The sequence below is a fragment of the Mycobacterium sp. NGS33 genome (assembly GCF_059812885.1).
On the sequence record NZ_JCALDN010000001.1, the window covers coordinates 251,160 to 269,461 of the forward strand.

Genomic DNA, 18,302 nt, shown 5'->3' on the forward strand with positions numbered 1-18,302 from the left:
ACCGCCCCGTACCCCGACTGCTTACTGATCAAAACCCCGGCCCGTTGCGAGCTTGTCGCGCAAGCTCTTCGGCCGGATGTCGGGCCAGTGCTGCTCGATGTACTCCAAACACGCAGCCCTGTCCGCTTCCCCGTGAACCACCCGCCAGCCGTCCGGAACATCCGCGAAGGCCGGCCACAGGCTGTGTTGCTCCTCGTCGTTCACCAAGACGAAAAAGCTGCCGTTGTCGTCGTCGAATGGATTGATGCTCACAATTCTCCAGATGCAAGTGGACATGAGTGGAACAGATCCAAACCATAGTTGAGCCCGAAGGCGCTCGCCCGAGGTTTGGTCAAAGTTCCTGGTGTGGCCGAGAAGGCTGTTGACGCCGTCGAGTGTCGGTGTGCGGCGGGGCTCCGATGCCCCGGATTTCGCTGCCATGACCTGCACCAATGGCGTTGATTGCGAGATATCGCTTTGGGGCAGGCATGTCCTTCAGGCCGATGAAGTTTTTGTGCTCGTCACCACACAGTTTAGCCGAAGCGACGGTGGCCCCGAAATTCACCAAGAGGCGGATGGCTCCGGCTCCGCGAGGAATCTTGAACCGGAGGAACCTTGAACCAACTGTGCCAGTGACACGTACGGTGTGTTGTGCTTAGGTGGCGGTGCGACGCTGCGGGAGTCCTCGGGCGGATTGGTGATCGACGAATGTCGTTACGCACGCGCATAGGCATTACGATCCCGCATCGCGTTGGCAAAGCACTGATACGGAAGCGACTGCCGTGGTTTACTCATCAAGACTTGGTCGCGCTCCCCGGGGGCGGGACCTGCCAGAGGTGACAGAGAAACGACTGGTCGGCGGTGGTCCTGGCATTCGGAGCGCCGTTGCGTGGCGCGATTGCGGCCGGTGTGTAGTTGCATGGTCGGGGGCGAACGGCGCGACGGCGCGACGGCGCGGCTAGAGGGGGTGCAGTGGTCGAATCGGAGGTACGGGCCCGGCCCGACAACACCATCGCGGAAGGACGAGACATTAGCCAACGCGGTTTCCTGGGCTTTGGTCGTCGATCGTCAAAAGAACCCGAGCAGCAAAGCGGTCCTGCCAAGGCCCGTCCGAAAACGAAAAAGGGCCCCGGGCTTTTCGGTTTCCTGGGCCGGCTGTGGATCCCGCTGGTCATCGTGGCCGTCGTCATCGCCGGAGGCATGACCGTCTCGCGGCTGCATGGTGTTTTCGGCTCCGAGAAGCGCCCGACTTACGCCGAATCCAGGCAGCAGGACACCAAGCCGTTTAACCCCAAGCACGTGAAGTACGAGGTTTTCGGACCCGCCGGCTCGATGGCCGACATCAGCTACTTCGACGCCAACGGCGAGCCGAACCACATCAACGGCATACCGTTGCCGTGGACGTTCGACATCTCGACGACGCTGCCGTCGATCGTGGGCAATGTAGTCGCGCAGGGCAATAGCGATAGTCTCGGCTGCCGCATCGTGGTCGACGGTGTCGTCAAAGCCGAGAGGATCTCGCACGAAATGAATGCCTTCACCTATTGCGTGTTGACGGCCACATGAGCGCGCCCCCCGTGGAGACCCAGCCGGCCGCGCGACCACGGATTGCGCGGATCATCCATCGCCTGTCGGTCCCCATCATTTTGGGCTGGCTCGCGATCGCCGTCCTGATCAGCATCGGCGTCCCTTCGCTGGAGCAGGTCGAGGCAGAGCACGCTGTCTCGCTGAGCCCCTTGGGCGCACCGTCCTTCAAGGCCATGGAGCGCCTTGGCAAGGACTTCAATGAGACCAATTCCGGCGCGTTGGCGATGATCCTGCTGGAGGGCCAGCAACAACTCGGCGACGACGCACACAAGTATTACGACCGCCTGGTCAAGCTCCTGGAAGACGATCACGCGCATGTGCAGCACGTCCAGAATTTCTGGGGCGACCCGCTGACCCGCGGCGCCGCCCAGAGCCAGGACGGCAAGGCCGCATATGTCCAGGTGAATCTGAACGGTAACCAGGGCGCGGCCGCGGGTGACGCGTCTGTGGCGGCCGTTCGGAAGATCGTGCAGGAGGCTTCGCCACCACCGGGATTAAAGGTCTACGTGACCGGGCCGGCGCCGATCATTGCGGACATGAACATCGCGGGTCAGCAGAGCATCATGCTGGTTACGCTGGTCAGCCTTGCCGTGATTTTCCTGACGTTGCTGCTTGTCTATCGCTCGATCGTCACGGTCATTCTATTGTTGCTGATCGTCGGCCTGGAATTGCAGATCGCGCGCGGAATGGTCGCGCTGCTCGGCCATCTCGGGTTGGTCGGCCTGACCACTTTTGCCGTCAACCTGCTGGTCGCCGCTGTCATCGCGACGGGTACGGACTACGGCATTTTCTTCGTCGGCCGCTATCAAGAGGCGCGGCACGCGGGCGAAAGCCGAGAAGAGGCGTTCTACACCACATTCAACGGCGTCGCCAAGGTCGTATTGGCCTCCGGTTTGACCATCGCCGGTGCGGTGCTCTGCCTCAGCTTCACCCGACTTCCTTTTTTCCAGCCGCTGGGTATCCCCTGTGCCGTCGGTATCTCCATTGCGGTCCTGGTCGCGATAACGCTGGGCCCGGCCCTCCTGGCCGCCGGAGCCCGGTTCGGTCTGTTCGACCCGCGGCGTGCACTCTCGACCCGCAGGTGGCGGCGGATCGGTACGGCCATCGTGCGGTGGCCGGCGCCCATCCTCATCGCGTCGTTGGCCGTCTCGCTGATCGGGTTGCTGACGCTGCCGAATTACAAGCCCAGCTACGACGACCAGAAATTCATTCCGGCCAGCATTCCCGCCAACGTCGGGTATGCGGCCGCGGCCCGCCACTTCCCGGGCCAGCGGATGTCGATGCCCGAAATTCTGTTGGTCGAGACCGATCATGACTTGCGCAATCCGACGGACATGCTGGTCATCAACAAACTCGCCAAGGGCGTGCTGGCCGTTCCCGGAATCGCGACGGTGCAGACCGTGACCCGCCCTGAGGGAGTGCCGCTGCAGCACACGACGATTCCCTGGATCATCAGCATGGGTCAGGCGAGCCAAATGCAGAACATGGCTTTCCAAAAAGATCGCATGAACGACATGCTCACCCAGGCCAATGAGCTGGGGAAGATGATCGGCCTCATGCAGCACATGCTGGGTCTGATGAGGGAGCTCGTTGCCACGACTCACCACATGGTGCAGACGACGCACGAAATGCAAGACATTACATCGGAATTGCGTGATCGCATTTCGGATTTCGAGGATTTCTTTCGGCCGCTTCGCAGCTACTTTTACTGGGAGAAACACTGCTACGACATCCCGGTCTGCTTCTCGCTCCGGTCCGTCTTCGATGCACTCGACGGCGTCGACGAAGTCAACGACAAACTGGGCGACCTGGTGAAGAACCTCGATCAGCTTGATGCGATCCTGCCCGAGCTGGTTATGCAGATCCCGCCGATGATCGAAACGATGTCGGGCATGCGTAACATGATGCTGACCATGCACAGCACCATGTCCGGCGTCATGGGCCAAATGGATTCGAGCGCAAAGGATCCCAGTGCCATGGGGCAGGCGTTCGACGCATCCAAGAACGACGATTCGTTCTACCTGCCGCCCGGGATCATCAACGGGTCCGAGTCGTTCAAGCGGGTCGAGAAGGTGTTCATGTCGCCGGACGGCAAGGACGTTCGTCTGCTGATCTCCCAGCGCGGCGACCCAGCGACACCCGAGGGCCTCTCTCGGGTCGAACAGATCAAAACCGCGGCCGAGGAATCGCTCAAGGGCACTCCCCTGGAAAACGCCAAGATCTATTTGACCGGCACCGCGGCGATCACCAAAGATCTGGTGGATGGATCTAAGTTCGACCTCCTGATCGCCGGCGTATCCGCGATCTGCCTCATTTTCATCATCATGCTGATCATGACGCGGAGCTTCATTGCCGCCATGGTGATCGTCGGCACGGTTCTGCTTTCGCTCGGCGCATCCTTCGGGTTGTCCGTGCTGGTCTGGCAGTACTTGCTGCACATGCAACTGCACTGGAGTGTGCTCTCCACCTCGGTGATCGTGCTGTTGGCGGTGGGCTCCGACTACAACTTGCTCTTGGTCTCCCGAATGAAGGAGGAGTTGGCTGCGGGGATCCACACGGGCATCATCCGCGCCATGGCCGGTACCGGAAAGGTGGTGACGAACGCCGGCCTGGTGTTCGCCTTCACCATGGCCTCGATGGCGGTTAGCGAGCTGCGCAGCATCGGCCAGGTGGGCACGACTATCGGTATCGGCTTGATATTCGACACGCTGATCGTGCGGGCATTCATGACGCCGTCCGTCGCGGCATTGCTGGGACGCTGGTTCTGGTGGCCACAGTTGGTGCGCCCGCGCCCGGCCAGCACGATGCTGCGGCACACCGGCCCCCGTCCGTTGGTGCGTTCACTGCTCCTGAAGCAACCGCAATAAGTGGCGGCTTTCCACTTCAGGATGGGAGCAGCGACCGTGGGGAACACTGTGACACAGGGCAATAGCGTCGTCGGCCTGCCGGAGGCCTTATGACCACGCATCCACCGCGGCCTTCGCGCGTCGCGCGGTCCATCCGCCACCTTGCAGTGTTCATCATCATCGGGTGGGTGGCCCTGACCCTGCTGGTGACGTTCGGTGTGCCACGGCTCGAGATTGTCGGGCAACAGCATTCGGTTCCGCTCGCGCCCCAGGACGCGCCGGCGGTGGAGGCCATGCAGCGCATGGGCCGCGATTTCAAGGAATCCGACTCGGACAGCTTTGCGATGCTGGTCCTGGAGGGGCAGCAGCAGCTGGGTGACCAGGCACATGCCTACTACGACAAACTGGTTGCTGAATTAAAAAGCGACACAAAGCATATCGAGCATGTGCAAGATCTGTGGGGCGATCGCCTCACCGCGGCGGGCGCCCAGAGCCCGGACGGCAAGGCCGTCTATGTGCAGTTGAATCTGGCGGGCAACCAAGGCACGACCTTGGGTCAGGAATCCGTGGCCTCGGTCCGCGACGTGATCGCGCGGACGCCGCCGCCCCCCGGGGTCAGGGCCTACGTCACCGGTCCGTCGGCGCTGTTCTCCGATATGCAGCTCGCCGGCGACCGATCCATTCTGAAAATGACGATGATCGGTGCCTTGATCATCTTCGTCGTGCTGCTCCTGGTCTACCGCTCGATCACGACCGTCATTCTGCTGTTGATCACCGTCGGTATCGAGGTCTTCGCCGCCCGCGGTGTGATCGCGTTTATCGCCAACAACAATTGGATGGCACTCTCCACGTTTGCCGTCAACCTGCTGGTGGCGCTGGCCATGGCCGCGGGCACGGACTACGCGATCTTCTTCTTCGGCCGCTATCAGGAGGCGCGCCAGGCCGGCGAAGACCGGCAAACGGCGTACTTCACCACCTATCGCAGCGTCGCGCCCGTCGTCTTGGGTTCCGGCCTAACGATCGCCGGGGCGATGTTGTGCCTGAGCTTCACCCGCATGCCCATCTTCCAAACCATGGGCATGCCTTGCTCCGTGGGCATGCTCATCTCGGTGGTAATCGCCCTGACGTTGGTTCCCGCGGTGCTGACCGTCGGGAGTGGCTTCGGGTTGTTCGATCCGAGGCGCGCGATCGGGTTCGGCCGGTGGCGGCGGATCGGCACGGCGATCGTGCGTTGGCCCGCGCCAATTCTGTGCGCGACGATCGCCGTCGCCCTGGTCGGCCTGGTGACCCTCCCCGGCTACCAGACAAGCTACAACAACCGGCTCTACATGCCTGACAATGTTCCGGCCAACGTCGGTTACGCGGCAGCCGACCGCCACTTCAACCAGTCGCGCATGATGCCCGAGATTTTGATGATCGAATCCGATCACGACATGCGGAACTCGGCAGACTTTCTGTTGCTGCACCGACTTGCGAAGGCGGTCTTCGCAGTTCATGGCATCTCTCGCGTGCAGGGCATCACCCGGCCCGAGGGAACACCGATCCAGCACACGTCGATTCCGTTTCTGCTCAGCATGCAGCAGGCGACGATGGGCCAGGACATGAAGTACATGCAGGCGCGCATGGACGACATGCTTATTCAAGCGGACATGATCGGCAAACAAATTGCAATTATGAAGCGCATCTACGAACTGCAAACGCGGATGACTGAAATCACGCACGAATCCATCACCAGAACCCATGAGATGGCCGTCATTGTTTCTGAGATACGCGATCATTTATCGGATTTTGAGGACTTCTTCAGGCCGCTTCGGAGTTATTTCTACTGGGAAAAGCACTGCTACGACATACCTATTTGCTTTGCATTGCGGAGTATCTTTGATGTGCTTGATGGCGTCGATACGCTCAGCGATAAAATCCAATATCTCCTTCACGATCTCGATCACATGGACCAGCTGATGCCTCAGCTGCTCGAGCAGTATCCACCGATGATCGCGATGTCCGAGGACATGCGGAACATGATGCTGACGAATCACAGCACCATGTCCGGCATCCTCGGCCAGATGACCAGCAATGACAAGGACGCCACCGTCATGGGGCAGGCGTTCGACGATTCGAAAAACGACGATTCGTTCTATCTGCCGCCTGAGATTTTCGACAATGCGGACTTCAAGCGCGCGATGGCCCAGTTCTTGTCGCCGGACGGGAAAGCCGCTCGATTCATCATCTCGCACCGGGGCGATCCCGCGACGTCCGAAAGTGTCAACCGCATCGACAAGATCCGGCTGGCGGCCGAAGAGGCGCTCAAGAACACCCCGCTGGAAAACTCCAAGATTTACATCGCGGGTACCGCGTCGACATTCAAGGACTTCCGGGACGGCTCCACGTACGACCTGTTTATCGCGGGCATTGGTGCGCTGTGCCTGATTTTCATCATCATGCTCATCCTGACCCGAAGTTTCGTGGCCGCCCTGGTCATCGTCGGCACAGTGACCCTCTCGTTGGGCGCATCGTTCGGAATCTCGGTGCTGATCTGGCAGTACATCTTTGGCATCAAGTTGTACTGGATGGTGCTGCCAATGTCAGTGATCGTCTTGCTGGCGGTCGGATCCGACTACAACCTATTGCTAGTGTCCCGAATGAAAGAGGAACTAGCCGGCGGCATCAATACGGGCATCATTCGCGCGATGGGGGGCACCGGCAAGGTCGTGACAAACGCCGGTCTGGTGTTCGCATTCACCATGGCCTCGATGGTGGTCAGCGACCTGCGGATCATCGGTCAGGTCGGTACCACGATCGGCCTGGGCCTGATGTTCGACACGTTGATCGTGCGCTCGTTCATGACGCCCACCATCGCTGCTCTGCTCGGACGGTGGTTCTGGTGGCCGCAATTGGTTCGGCCGAGGCCAGCCAGCCTGCTGCTTCGCTCGGTGGGCACGCGTCCATCGGTGCGCGCGCTACTGCATAGTGACGACGACGCGGATGCCCCCACAGTGGAGTTCCCGAGACCAGCGCTCCAAGGACCGCAGTCTCCCGTTCGTCGGCCTCCGACCTAGCCGGGCGAGACCATTCCGATGCGCAGCGACGCTACGCGCCCGTTGGACGTTGGATGCCACCGTTGTGATCTCAAGTTTCCAGAGGCAATGATTGATGCTTTTGATGTCGTCTAGGCGAACAGCAACGGCGGCCGAGGATCTGCAATGAAATTCGCTCTTGCGTGTTACGGAACTCGCGGTGACATCGAGCCTTCCGCCGCAGTTGGCCGAGAACTGCAGCGCCGAGGGCACGAAGTTCGTATGGCCGTCCCGCCCGATCTCGTTGGATTCGTGGAGTCAGCCCGCCTTGCCGCGGTGCCCTACGGCCCAAAGGTGCAGGATTTCTTGGACGAAGAGTTCCTTCGCAACATGTGGCGAGATTTCTTCCGCGGCCTTTGGACAGTCCGCGGCCCGCTCAACGTAGTGCGAAGAGTGTGGGAGCCCATCATCCGGCACTGGGGCGAGGCCAGCACGACGCTGTTGTCGTTGGCGGAGGGTGCCGATCTGCTGTCCACCGGAATAAATTTCGAGCAGCCCGCCGCCAATGTTGCCGAGTACTACGGTATCCCGCTGGCCACACTCCACCATTTCCCGATGCGAGCCAATGGTCAGCTCGTACCCAGCGCGCCCCCACCGGTGGTCCGGTCGACAATGAATGCGACCGAGTGGCTGTTTTGGCGCTCGACAAGAAAAGTCGAGAACGCGCAGCGCCGTGAGCTCGGGCTGCCGCCGGCGAATCGTCGCTCGTCGCGCCGCATCACCGAGCGTGGGTCGCTCGAGATCCAAGCCTACGACCAGGTGTGTTTCCCCGGGTTGGCGGCTGAATGGGCGAAGTGGGGCGAGCGACGTCCCTTTGTTGGCGCGCTGGCCATGGAGTTGGCGACCGATGACGACGCGGATGTCGCGTCCTGGATTGCCGCCGGAACGCCCCCGGTGTGCTTCACTTCCGGCAGCATTCCTGTGGAATCGCCTGCAGAGATTGTCACGATGATCAGCGCAACATGCGCGGAGTTGGGCGTGCGGGCGTTGATCTGCTTCGGCGGCAGCGACTACAGCGACGTGCCACCGCAGGATGGCATCAAAATGGTAGGAGTGGTGAATTACGCTGCGGTGTTTCCCGCCTGCCGCGCGGTCGTCCACCACGGTGGCTCTGGCACTACGGCTGCGAGCCTGCGCGCCGGAGTGCCCACGTTGATCCTCTGGAGTTCGGCCGACCAGCCGTACTGGGGAAATCAGGTCAAACGTCTAAACGTAGGCACGGCGCGGCGCTTCTCGGCCATCAGCCACGCATCGCTAGTAGCCGACCTGCGCCGCACGCTCTCCCCCGAATGCGCGATCCGAGCCCGCGAACTCGCTGGGAGGATGACCAAACCTGCCGACAGCATCGCCAGGGCTGCCGACCTCTTAGAAGACGCGGTTCGTCGCAGACCACGTTCAGCCACAGGTGCGCGCTAGCGCGCCGTCGCCAAAATACGCCCAAAACAACAGTTGCTGGGTCCCTGGCGGGATGCCATGATCAGTGCCGTGGCGACTTCAGGTTAAAACTCTGGAATTCTTCGGTGAGGTCAATATTTGAGTCTAGGTCGCCACGGACCGGTACTGATATGCGCGATAGGGGCCAGGGTTGACCGAGCACAGATGTCGTCTATGCAGAGGCGGGGTTCACGAGGTTCTGGATCTCGGTCGCCAGCCCATATCGAACGCCTTCGTGCGGCCCGAGGAAGCGTCGAAAGTACCATTTTTTCGCCTTGCAATGGGACTGTGCACCTCTTGCACGATGCTTCAACAGATTGACGTGGTCCCACCAAACAAAATGTTTCATGCAGAATATCCCTACCGCGCGTCTGGTTCCTCACTGATTCGCAAACATGGCGAAGACGTAGCAGAACGAATAATGCAAAAATGCTCGAGTACCAAGGACGGATTCGTTGTCGAAATCGGCAGCAACGACGGCGTCATGCTGAAAAGGCTGAGCGACGCAGGAATTCGACATCTCGGGGTTGACCCTGCTGCTGTGGCGGCGGACGTGGCGCAGACCTACGGCGTGCACGTGTGGAAAGAATTTTTCAACGCATCGACGGCAACGAGGATCCGCGACGAGCACGGTCCGGCTCATCTGATTTATTCGGCAAACACGATCAGTCATATTTCGTACCTTGACTCCATTTTCCTCGGAGTCGATATTCTGCTTGCGCCGGACGGACTATTCGTATTCGAGGATCGCTATCTCGGCGACATCGTGAACTGCGTCTACTTCGACCAAATCTACGACGAACACATCTACCTGTTCTCAGTGCGCTCGGTACAGGCGATGGCTGCGCAGTTCGGCTTCGAGCTAATCGATGCCGAGCACCTTGACCTGCACGGCGGCTCCATCCGCTACACGGTTGCCCGCAGGGGCATTTCTAAGCCGGCCGCCGTCGTCGACCAACTGCTGGCGCGTGAGAAGGCCGCAGGACTCGCCGAGGAAGCGACCTTCGCCGAGTTCTCCACCGCCATCGACCAAATTCGGACGGACCTGCTCTCCCTACTCCATGACCTGCGTTCCGACGGGCGACGTGTTGTCGGGTACGGGGCGACATCGAGAAGTGCCACGGTGATGAACTATTGCGGTATCGGTCCCGAGTTGCTGCCCATGGTGTTTGATTCGACCCCGGAGAAGCAGGGCTGTTTGACTCCAGGCACGAAGATTCCGGTATCTGCGCCCGAATCGTTCTCAGACCCGTACCCTGAATACGCGTTGCTGTTCGCCTGGAACCATGCCGAAGAGATCATGGCCAAGGAACGCCAGTTTCACGAAAGCGGTGGACGCTGGATCCTGTACGCGCCGAAGGTCCATCTTGTGTGATAGCGGCTCGGGTGGGGATCGCGCACGATTGCGGGCTAACTCGGAGGCGTTGCGGACTCACCGATATGATCGATCCGGATCCAATTCCCGGCACGGTATGCCCCTCACTCATTTTCGCTGCACTCGAACAGGAGGCGTCGACTTTTGTCAGCGTCTGTGCTCATCACTGGCGGGGCGGGATTCATCGGTTCCCTGCTTTCGCGCCGTCTCGTCGAAGCCGGTTACGACGTCGCCGTCATGGATGTCCTGCTTCCGCAGGTACATGGTGAGCGTCCAACCCTGAAGCTAGCGCCGCCGGTGCGGTTTTTCACCGGCGATGTCACCCATGCACCCGACTGGGATGCGGTACTCAGATTGTTCGAACCGTCGCAGATCGTGCATTTGGCGGCCGAGACGGGAACGGCGCAATCGCTTTCCCACGCAACCCGCCACGGCTCGGTAAACGTGGTAGGTACCACGCAGCTCCTCGACGCTCTGAGCCGCCATCAATTTGTACCTGACCAACTCGTGCTAGCGTCCTCGCGGGCCGTCTACGGCGAAGGCGCGTGGCAATCCGGCCCAGACATTTTCTATCCGCGCCCACGCAGCCATGCACAGCTGCTAGCGGGGGTCTGGGATCCCGTAGGGCCCACCGGCGAACCGGCGGTACCGCTGCCGAACTGCGCCGGCGAAACGGAGCCGCGACCGACCAACATCTACGGTGCGACAAAACTCGCTCAGGAGCATTTGTTGGCCGCCTGGTCGTCCGCGCACGACACCAAGCTCAGCGTGCTGCGCCTGCAGAACGCGTACGGGCCGGGCCAGTCGCTGACCAATCCGTACACGGGGGTGGTTCCTTTTTTCGCGAGGCTGTCGCGCGAGAAACTCCCGTCGGAGGTGTACGAGGACGGACGTATCGTGCGCGACCTCGTCTATATCGATGACGTCGTTGATGCACTGTTCACCGCGGTGCAAAAACCGGCGGCGGAATCTCGCTGCCTCGACATCGGGTCGGGCAACGGCATCACGATCCATGAGCTGGCTCGCAAGATCGCCGCCACCTTCGACGCCCCCGAACCAGTGGTCGTGCCGAAATTTCGCGACGGCGACATACGCGCCGCGAGTTGTAACGTCGAACCGGCGAGCAACGAACTCCAGTGGCGCCCCAAGTGGGCGCTCGATGATGGGTTGCGCGCGCTACTCGGGTGGATTGACGACCAACCCGATCTTCCATCGGCGGCAAGCGATCAGGCTCTTGCGCCCTCTCCAGTGCACCGTTAGCGGCGCCGGTCGTTTGGTGCCGCACCCGCAAAGCGAGACCTCGGGTAGCCTGTGCCACGCGACTGCCTGTGGCACACATTCCAGGGGCGGCACACGGGTACCAAACCAAAGTTCTGCTGACGCGGGAACATTCCGATGTGAGGAATCGAACTCCGGCAAACCCGATGTAAAACTTCAAACGCGCATTGACGACTTCGGTGGGCGTCTAAGCTCACCTCCGGCACTACTGGCATGCGAGACAGGGGGCGGTTTTGACCGTGACCGATAGCGACGTCCGATCTCTCTACCTCGATCAGATCCGGCGTGATCTCACGAGGTACGGCATGGACCAATTAGTGCCCGTAGGGTGGCCATTGGGGATGCGCGCCAGCGTGGGGTGGTTGACGTGGCTTCCCTTCCTCAAAAACCGCAACATGATGCTGGTGCGTAAGCGCCCCTTCGATCAGCGGGCGCGTGATCTGGGCATGGACTGGCCCGTGGACGCCGAGACGATGATTGGAATGACGCGGCTAACCAGCCTGCAGCAGTGTGTTGAGACGGTGCTCAACGAAGCCATCCCCGGCGATTTGGTCGAGTGCGGGGTATGGCGAGGCGGGGCATCAATCTTGATGCGGGCCGTGCTGGCGGCCTACGGGGACAAGACGCGGCAGGTTTGGCTATGCGATTCGTTCGAGGGAGTGCCGCCTCCTGATACCGCGAATTACGAGGCGGACAAGCTGCCGCGATTCGCGCTCGGGCTACATCACGCCGCACCCGTTCTGGCGGTGTCGGAGGCGGATGTCCGCGCGAATTTCGCGCGCTACGGACTGTTAGACGAGCAGGTCCGCTTCCTGCCGGACTGGTTCAAGGACACGCTGCACGACGCCCCGATCGAACAGATCGCGGTGTTGAGATTGGATGGCGACCTCTACGAGTCGACGATTCAAGCGCTCGATGGGCTGTACCCGCGGTTGTCCCCAGGGGGCTTCTGCATCATCGATGACTACAACCTCGCCGGGTGTCGGCAAGCAGTCACGGACTACCGCGCCAAGCATGGCATCTCCGCAGAAATCGTCACCATCGACCAATGCGGTGTGTTCTGGCGCAAGTAAGTGGCTGGAACCGGCCGGGACGCGTTTTGCTGTCTAGGCGCTTACCGTCTGCGCCGGCGCCAGCGCGCGCGGACCACAGCACTGCGCACAGAAGTGTGAGGCTTCGGGACTAGCGATGAAATTTGTGGTGGCAAGTTACGGAACTCGGGGAGATATCGAGCCCTCCTTGGTTGTCGGCCGTGAACTTGTGCGCAGAGGGCACGAGGTGCGCATGGCCGTGCCGCCCGACTCGGTTGGTTTCGTCGAGGCGGCCGGCGTCTCGGCGGTCGCATACGGGCTCGACACGCAAACGTGGTTGGATGTCTACCGCAATTTCTGGACGTCATTCTTCGGAGCGTTCTGGAAGCTCAGAGAACTGCGCCGGCTATGGCACGAGATGTGGCAGCTCAGCGACGAGATCTGGACGCAGATGAGTAGGACCCTGACGTCGGTGGCGGGCGACGCTGACCTCCTGTTTGTAGGACTCAGCTACCAAGAGGCCGCCATTAACGTTGCGGAACACCTAGGGGTTCCATTAGCCACCCTGCACCACGTACCAGTACGTGCCAATGGACAGCTTGTGCCGATCTTGCCTCCACCGCTGGCCCGCTTCGCGATGACTGCGTTCGACTGGCTCGGGTGGTTCCTCAACATGAAAGTCGAGCGGGCGCAACGCCGCGAACTAGGGTTACCCACAGCGACGAGCCCCGCCGCCCGGCGCATCGCGGAAAGCGGAGCGCTGGAAGTCCAAGGTTATGACGAGGCGTGCTTCCCCGGGCTGGCAGCCGAATGGGCCAAATGGAACGGCCACCGGCCTTTCGTCGGCTCACTGACGATGGAATTGACGACGGGGGCCGACGACGAAGTCGCATCGTGGATCGCTGCGGGAACACCGCCCATTTGCTTCGGGTTCGGCAGCATGCCGGTGGAATCCCCCGCCGACGCGATCCAAATGATCGGATCCGCCTGCGCAGAGCTGGGCGAACGCGCCCTGATTTGCGCTGGGTGGAGCGACTTCAGCGACATCCCGCATGCCGACCACGTCAAGGTTGTGGGCGGGGTGAACTACGCGGCCATCTTCCGTGCCTGCCGGGCAGTCGTTCACCACGGCGGTTCAGGCACCACGGCCGCCAGCTTGCGCGCCGGAGTTCCCACCCTCATCCTGTCGATGGACGTCAACCAGAGATTGTGGGGGGCCGCGGTCAAGCGATTGAAGGTCGGTACCGCCCGGCGCTTTTCGAATACCACTCGGGAATCACTGGTCAGGGACCTACGACGCATCCTCGACCCGGAGTACGCGACCCGAGCCCGAGAGCTCGCCACCCGGATGACCACGCCGGCCGAAAGCCTCACCCATGCCGCCGATCTCGTGGAAGACTTTGCACGTGCGAAGCATCTCGCCTGACCGGCGATGGCGAACAACCCGGCTTCCCACGCCGCCGTTCATGATTAACCTCTCCTGGCCGCGGAGGCGCCGCTGACCTCCCCCGGGCCTGCCGCGATGCGCCAAAGCGCCGCGCTGCCGCGCGACTGCCTGTTAGTATCCAACGACGCCGGTCAACGATCTCACCGAAACGGTATAATTCGGGTAATTGAAGTTGCGAGACAAGACCGCAGACATTTGAAACAAGACCAAGGAAAACATGACCACCCTGAGATTTCGTTGGACACCCCGAACACTTACATTCCTATTCTTTTGGTGGATCGGCGGAATGCGCCCTTCGGTGGTTCGGCATTACCTTACTGACGCATTGCGTTACCGTCTGGTCAACCTGGGGATCCCATCCCGCACGGCAAAGCATGTCGCTGAAGTTCGTGCGGAGTTCGATGGGCATGCCGCGCAGGGACAATTTCAAGAGCGCTGGTTCGACATGAATGTCGTGCCCTGGTCTGTCACCTTTCCGAAAGTCTTCGACCGTTCGGACCCCGTGCGCATTCTCGAAATCGGGTCATGGGAAGGGCGTTCCAGCCTGTTTTTCCTGACCTACTTTGCGCAAGGCCAGTTGACAGCGGTTGACACTTGGGCCGGCAGTGACGAGTGGCACTACCATGCAACCCCTGATTTGCAGGACCTTGAAGCGCGCTTTGACAATAACGTCGCCTCGGGTGGGACACGGGTAACGAAGCGCAAGGGATCATCGCTGCATGTCTTGCCGCAACTGCTCGATGAGCAACAGCAATTTGATGTCATCTATGTGGATGGATCGCACTTAGCGGATGACGCTATAACAGACTCGATCAATTCTTGGCGCTTGCTGAAGCAAGGTGGAATAATAATCTTCGATGACGTCATGTGGCCGGCATATCCGCGAGCACGCGCCAATACAGCGTGGGCAATCCACCAATTTTTGAAATACCATACTGGCGAATACAAAGTTCTGCATGCCCACTATCAAATCATTCTGCAGAAAAAGGTAGCATTTGTCGATGGCCTGGCGGATTGGGTGAAGACGCCCCCAGCCCCTAGTTCGATCGCAGATTCTGCGCATAATGGAAGCCAACCGCAAAAGACGGAACAGCAATTGCTCAGCTGAGCCTTAACGCTTTGCTGGTTGCGGAGACCGGGGGCTGACGCACGTAGAGAGCGGGACGCACGTCTATTTGCGTATTTGCGCGCCGACCCGTTCAGCCCGAAGCCGCCTCCTGCTGGACGGTGGCTGCGGGCGCACCAAGCCCCTTGCGAGTGAATCGGGATTTCAAGGCAATCGCTCGCTTTTCCACCATGAACCAACTGCCGGCGGCGAGCAACAGGGTCGCGGCGCCCGCAATGACCGCGAATGCGAACGGATTCAAAAATCCCAAGGCCGCAGATAACCAGCAACTGTTGCAACGGCCATCCATAGATGTAGACGCCGTAGGACAAGTCGGTACGCAATCTCAAGCGCGGATTGCGAATCAATGCACCTGAAACAATCACGGCGTAGGCCAATGGAATGGCGGCCACCACCCGATAATTGACCATGAGCAGCGCGGACACCACAACGATAGCCATGCTCAGTGCGACGAGCGACCACCGAGCGGGAAGCACCTCACGAAATTGATGTATGAGCATTCCGGCGAGGAAGACGACAGCGAAGCGCGCGATCATCTGCGGGATTGTTTGCACCGCGAAAGCCGGGTAGGACACGACCGCTGCCACCGAAACGGCCGCTAGGAACGCCACAGGCACCGCCCAACGGCGACTGAGCAACCCGGTCATGCCGGCCGCGGCAACTCCGATGTAGCAGAACAGTTCAAAGATGAGAGTCCAAAGAGTGCCATCCCAGACATGCGGCCACGGGACGCCGTTCGGTGTTCCCGCGATACTGGCGTGATACACGTTGAGCACGGCGTTGTTTAGGACGTATTCGATTGGCGCGGTGGACATCAGCAACTTTTTCGGCGAGCCGCCCTGAACCGCCACGCCAATCGGCGCGATAACGAACGCGATGATGATCAGGCAGACCCATAACCCAGGAAAGATGCGAAGGGCACGCGCCACGAAGTACTCGCGAGGACGCGGGTTGCGCAGCCAGCTAGCGGTGATGAGGAATCCGGAGAGGACAAAGAACCCGTCGACCGCGACGTCATAAAGACCTCCCAGTCCCGGAGCCATATGGCCGGTGAGTGGCCAGGAGTGCTGCAGGACGACCGCGCTGGCCATCACCAGACGCCACACATTGAGCGCATTTCTTCGCGGATCGAATACCTGCCCCAGTTTCATGCGTATTCACCTATCGCCGATTGCCCGTCCAGTCTTGCGCAGTCACAGACGCCCCATGTACCGGTTCTGTCAAAAGAGGCATGTTCGCAGCGGTTCAGGCGTCACCTTACACATCGCGCGACGGTCGTCGGGTGGACCCGCCCCGCCGCGCCATGACAGGGTCATCATCCACTTGCCCGCTCACAGCTAATGTTCTCGAGCCGGAAACTTCCACCTCCATACCAATGGCAGGTGGTACTGTCGGGGTTCGCCCAGACGGGGCAGAGCTGGGGCAATCATCCGCTGAGGAAATGGATTTTGGCTGACCGTGAGCTGAGCGCGCGCGAGGCGGAACGCCAAGTGTGGGACATAATCGTTGTCGGCACCGGGATGGGCGGCGGGGTGCTCGGTTACTCCCTGGCCCGTTCGGGTCGAAGGGTGTTGTTCGTCGAGAAGGGCCGCTCGACCCTTCCGGGGGCGCCGGGAACAATCCGCGCGTCGATGCCCGAAGTGGCCGAGGCCCGCGCGTGCCGTTCGCCCAAGACCTACTACGAAGTGTTGGCGCGATCTGGACGCTCAACCGACGAAATCGAAGACATCAGCGGGCGCTCATCACACCGGTTTGTGCCTTTTCTAGGCAGCGGGACGGGCGGCTCATCGTCCCTCTACGGCATGGTTTGCGAGCGATTTTTCGCTGAGGATTTCACACCTCGTCAGCACTTCCGAAGTCCCGGCGATTCCACCGTGCCAGACGCGTGGCCGATCAATTACGACGAGATGCGACCCTGGTACGCCGCGGCCGAGCGGCTTTTGGGGGTCCGAGGCCAGCCCGACCCGCTACGGCCGGAGGCGGTCTCGACGGATCTCCCTGCGTCACCGCCGTTTTCGGTGGAAAACCAGCCATTGGTCGACTATCTGGTGGGTCGCGGCTTGCATCCCTATCACCTGCCGATGGCTTGTGACTACACGGAAAACTGCTCTACCTGTCAGAGCTTTCTCTGCCACCGGTCGTGTAAAAACGACGCTGCCCGAAATTGCGTGTTGCCGGCTGTCGCTGAGCACGGCGCTCACTTACTTGCGGAATGCCAGGTCGTGCGTGTTGAGGCGGACCGCACACAGGTACGACAAGTGATCTGCGAGAGCCGCGAGGGCAAGGTGGCTCTCAGGGCGAAGGTGGTGGCAATGGCTGCCGGCGCATTGGTCACGCCGGTGCTGTTGCTCAATTCCCGTTCCGCAGACTGGCCGCGCGGACTGGCCAACGGCTCAGATTTGGTGGGCCGCAACCTGATGCGTCATCTTGTGGATTTGGTCGAGATCTGGCCGCAGCCCCGTCAGCGGATGTCAGGCGCCAATAAGGAGATCGGGCTCAACGATTTTTACTTCTGGGAGGGCCAAAAATACGGCACCATACAGTCATTCGGCTCCATGGCGCCCATGGAAATTCTGACCAGCACCCCTGGGTGGCGGGCCAGGGCATTACGCATGATGAATCCAGCCGTTCGCCAAGTCTATGAGCGGTTCTTCAGTGGTGGACTGGTGCTCGCGACGATCATGGAGGACCTCCCCTATCTGGACAATCGCGTCCTACCAACCAAAAAGCAGAGCACGGATGGCCGTCAGCGCTTGCGACTGCAATATCGTCTTCACACCAGTGAGATCGAACGCCGTGCAATCTTCTTGCAGCAATTACAAGAAGTATTGGCCCCTTTCCGCAAGATCACGCTGCGAGGTGCGGAAGACAATAAGGCCGTGGCTCACGTCTGCGGCACATGCCGATTCGGCACCGATCCCAGCTCGAGCGTGCTGGATCCGAACAACCGGGCGCATGAACTCGACAACCTCTATGTAGTGGACAGCTCGTTCTTCCCGTCGAGCGCCGGCTTGAATCCCAGTCTTACGATCGCGGCCAATGCTTTACGCGTGGCCGCGCATGTGAACCAGGCGCACTTCAATACCTAACGACCGCCAACGCGCGCCGTCGGAAACGTCCACTCG

Annotated in this window: 11 protein-coding genes and 1 pseudogene; 10 read left to right on the top strand and 2 right to left on the bottom strand. The window is 60.7% G+C overall.

The features are described from left to right. Positions 1–21: 21 nt before the first annotated feature. Positions 22–252, bottom strand: coding sequence for an MbtH family protein (locus AC5Y5B_RS00930; RefSeq protein ID WP_067182895.1), 231 nt, complete (start codon positions 250–252; stop codon positions 22–24). Positions 253–1,125: 873 nt separating this feature from the next. Here AC5Y5B_RS00930 and AC5Y5B_RS00935 point away from each other — a divergent pair. The 9 genes from AC5Y5B_RS00935 to AC5Y5B_RS00975 all read left to right on the top strand — a co-directional run bounded on the left by AC5Y5B_RS00935 (position 1,126) and on the right by AC5Y5B_RS00975 (position 15,159). Next, positions 1,126–1,545, top strand: a complete 420-nt coding sequence (locus tag AC5Y5B_RS00935) for an MmpS family transport accessory protein (RefSeq protein ID WP_500003784.1) — start codon at positions 1,126–1,128, stop codon at positions 1,543–1,545. Beyond that, on the top strand, positions 1,542–4,433 hold the full coding sequence (locus AC5Y5B_RS00940; protein WP_500002764.1) for an MMPL/RND family transporter: 2,892 nt from the start codon (positions 1,542–1,544) through the stop codon (positions 4,431–4,433). The genes AC5Y5B_RS00935 and AC5Y5B_RS00940 overlap by 4 nt, the downstream gene beginning before the upstream one ends. Before the next feature lie 89 nt (positions 4,434–4,522). Continuing rightward, positions 4,523–7,468: an MMPL/RND family transporter gene (locus AC5Y5B_RS00945; RefSeq protein ID WP_500002767.1), complete on the top strand. Its 2,946-nt coding sequence runs from the start codon at positions 4,523–4,525 to the stop codon at positions 7,466–7,468. Between the two features lie 144 nt (positions 7,469–7,612). Beyond that, on the top strand, positions 7,613–8,902 hold the full coding sequence (locus AC5Y5B_RS00950; RefSeq protein WP_500002770.1) for a glycosyltransferase: 1,290 nt from the start codon (positions 7,613–7,615) through the stop codon (positions 8,900–8,902). A 169-nt stretch (positions 8,903–9,071) separates the two neighbouring features. Then, on the top strand, positions 9,072–10,295 hold the full coding sequence (locus tag AC5Y5B_RS00955; protein ID WP_500002772.1) for a methyltransferase domain-containing protein: 1,224 nt from the start codon (positions 9,072–9,074) through the stop codon (positions 10,293–10,295). A gap of 156 nt (positions 10,296–10,451) precedes the next feature. After that, complete coding sequence (locus AC5Y5B_RS00960; protein WP_500002775.1) at positions 10,452–11,555, top strand: NAD-dependent epimerase/dehydratase family protein; 1,104 nt, start codon at positions 10,452–10,454, stop codon at positions 11,553–11,555. Positions 11,556–11,812: 257 nt separating this feature from the next. Beyond that, on the top strand, positions 11,813–12,646 hold the full coding sequence (locus AC5Y5B_RS00965; protein ID WP_500003786.1) for a TylF/MycF/NovP-related O-methyltransferase: 834 nt from the start codon (positions 11,813–11,815) through the stop codon (positions 12,644–12,646). Positions 12,647–12,761: 115 nt separating this feature from the next. Then, on the top strand, positions 12,762–14,030 hold the full coding sequence (locus AC5Y5B_RS00970; protein ID WP_500002779.1) for a glycosyltransferase: 1,269 nt from the start codon (positions 12,762–12,764) through the stop codon (positions 14,028–14,030). A 238-nt stretch (positions 14,031–14,268) separates the two neighbouring features. Beyond that, positions 14,269–15,159 (top strand): class I SAM-dependent methyltransferase, encoded by an 891-nt coding sequence (locus tag AC5Y5B_RS00975; protein WP_500002783.1) that lies wholly within the window; start codon positions 14,269–14,271, stop codon positions 15,157–15,159. 91 nt (positions 15,160–15,250) lie between these two features. Here the strand turns inward: AC5Y5B_RS00975 and AC5Y5B_RS00980 are convergent. Then, positions 15,251–16,328 (bottom strand): annotated as a pseudogene (locus tag AC5Y5B_RS00980) (acyltransferase family protein). Between the two features lie 231 nt (positions 16,329–16,559). On the opposite strand from AC5Y5B_RS00980, the gene AC5Y5B_RS00985 reads away from it, so the two are divergent. Continuing rightward, complete coding sequence (locus AC5Y5B_RS00985) at positions 16,560–18,266, top strand: GMC oxidoreductase (RefSeq protein WP_500002787.1); 1,707 nt, start codon at positions 16,560–16,562, stop codon at positions 18,264–18,266. Positions 18,267–18,302 lie beyond the last annotated feature (36 nt).

Coding starts and splice junctions, on each gene's coding strand:
- AC5Y5B_RS00940 (WP_500002764.1), top strand. CDS start 1,542: ATGAGCGCGCCCCCCGTGGAGACCCAGCCGGCCGCGCGACCACGGATT.
- AC5Y5B_RS00945 (WP_500002767.1), top strand. CDS start 4,523: ATGACCACGCATCCACCGCGGCCTTCGCGCGTCGCGCGGTCCATCCGC.
- AC5Y5B_RS00950 (WP_500002770.1), top strand. CDS start 7,613: ATGAAATTCGCTCTTGCGTGTTACGGAACTCGCGGTGACATCGAGCCT.
- AC5Y5B_RS00970 (WP_500002779.1), top strand. CDS start 12,762: ATGAAATTTGTGGTGGCAAGTTACGGAACTCGGGGAGATATCGAGCCC.
- AC5Y5B_RS00975 (WP_500002783.1), top strand. CDS start 14,269: ATGACCACCCTGAGATTTCGTTGGACACCCCGAACACTTACATTCCTA.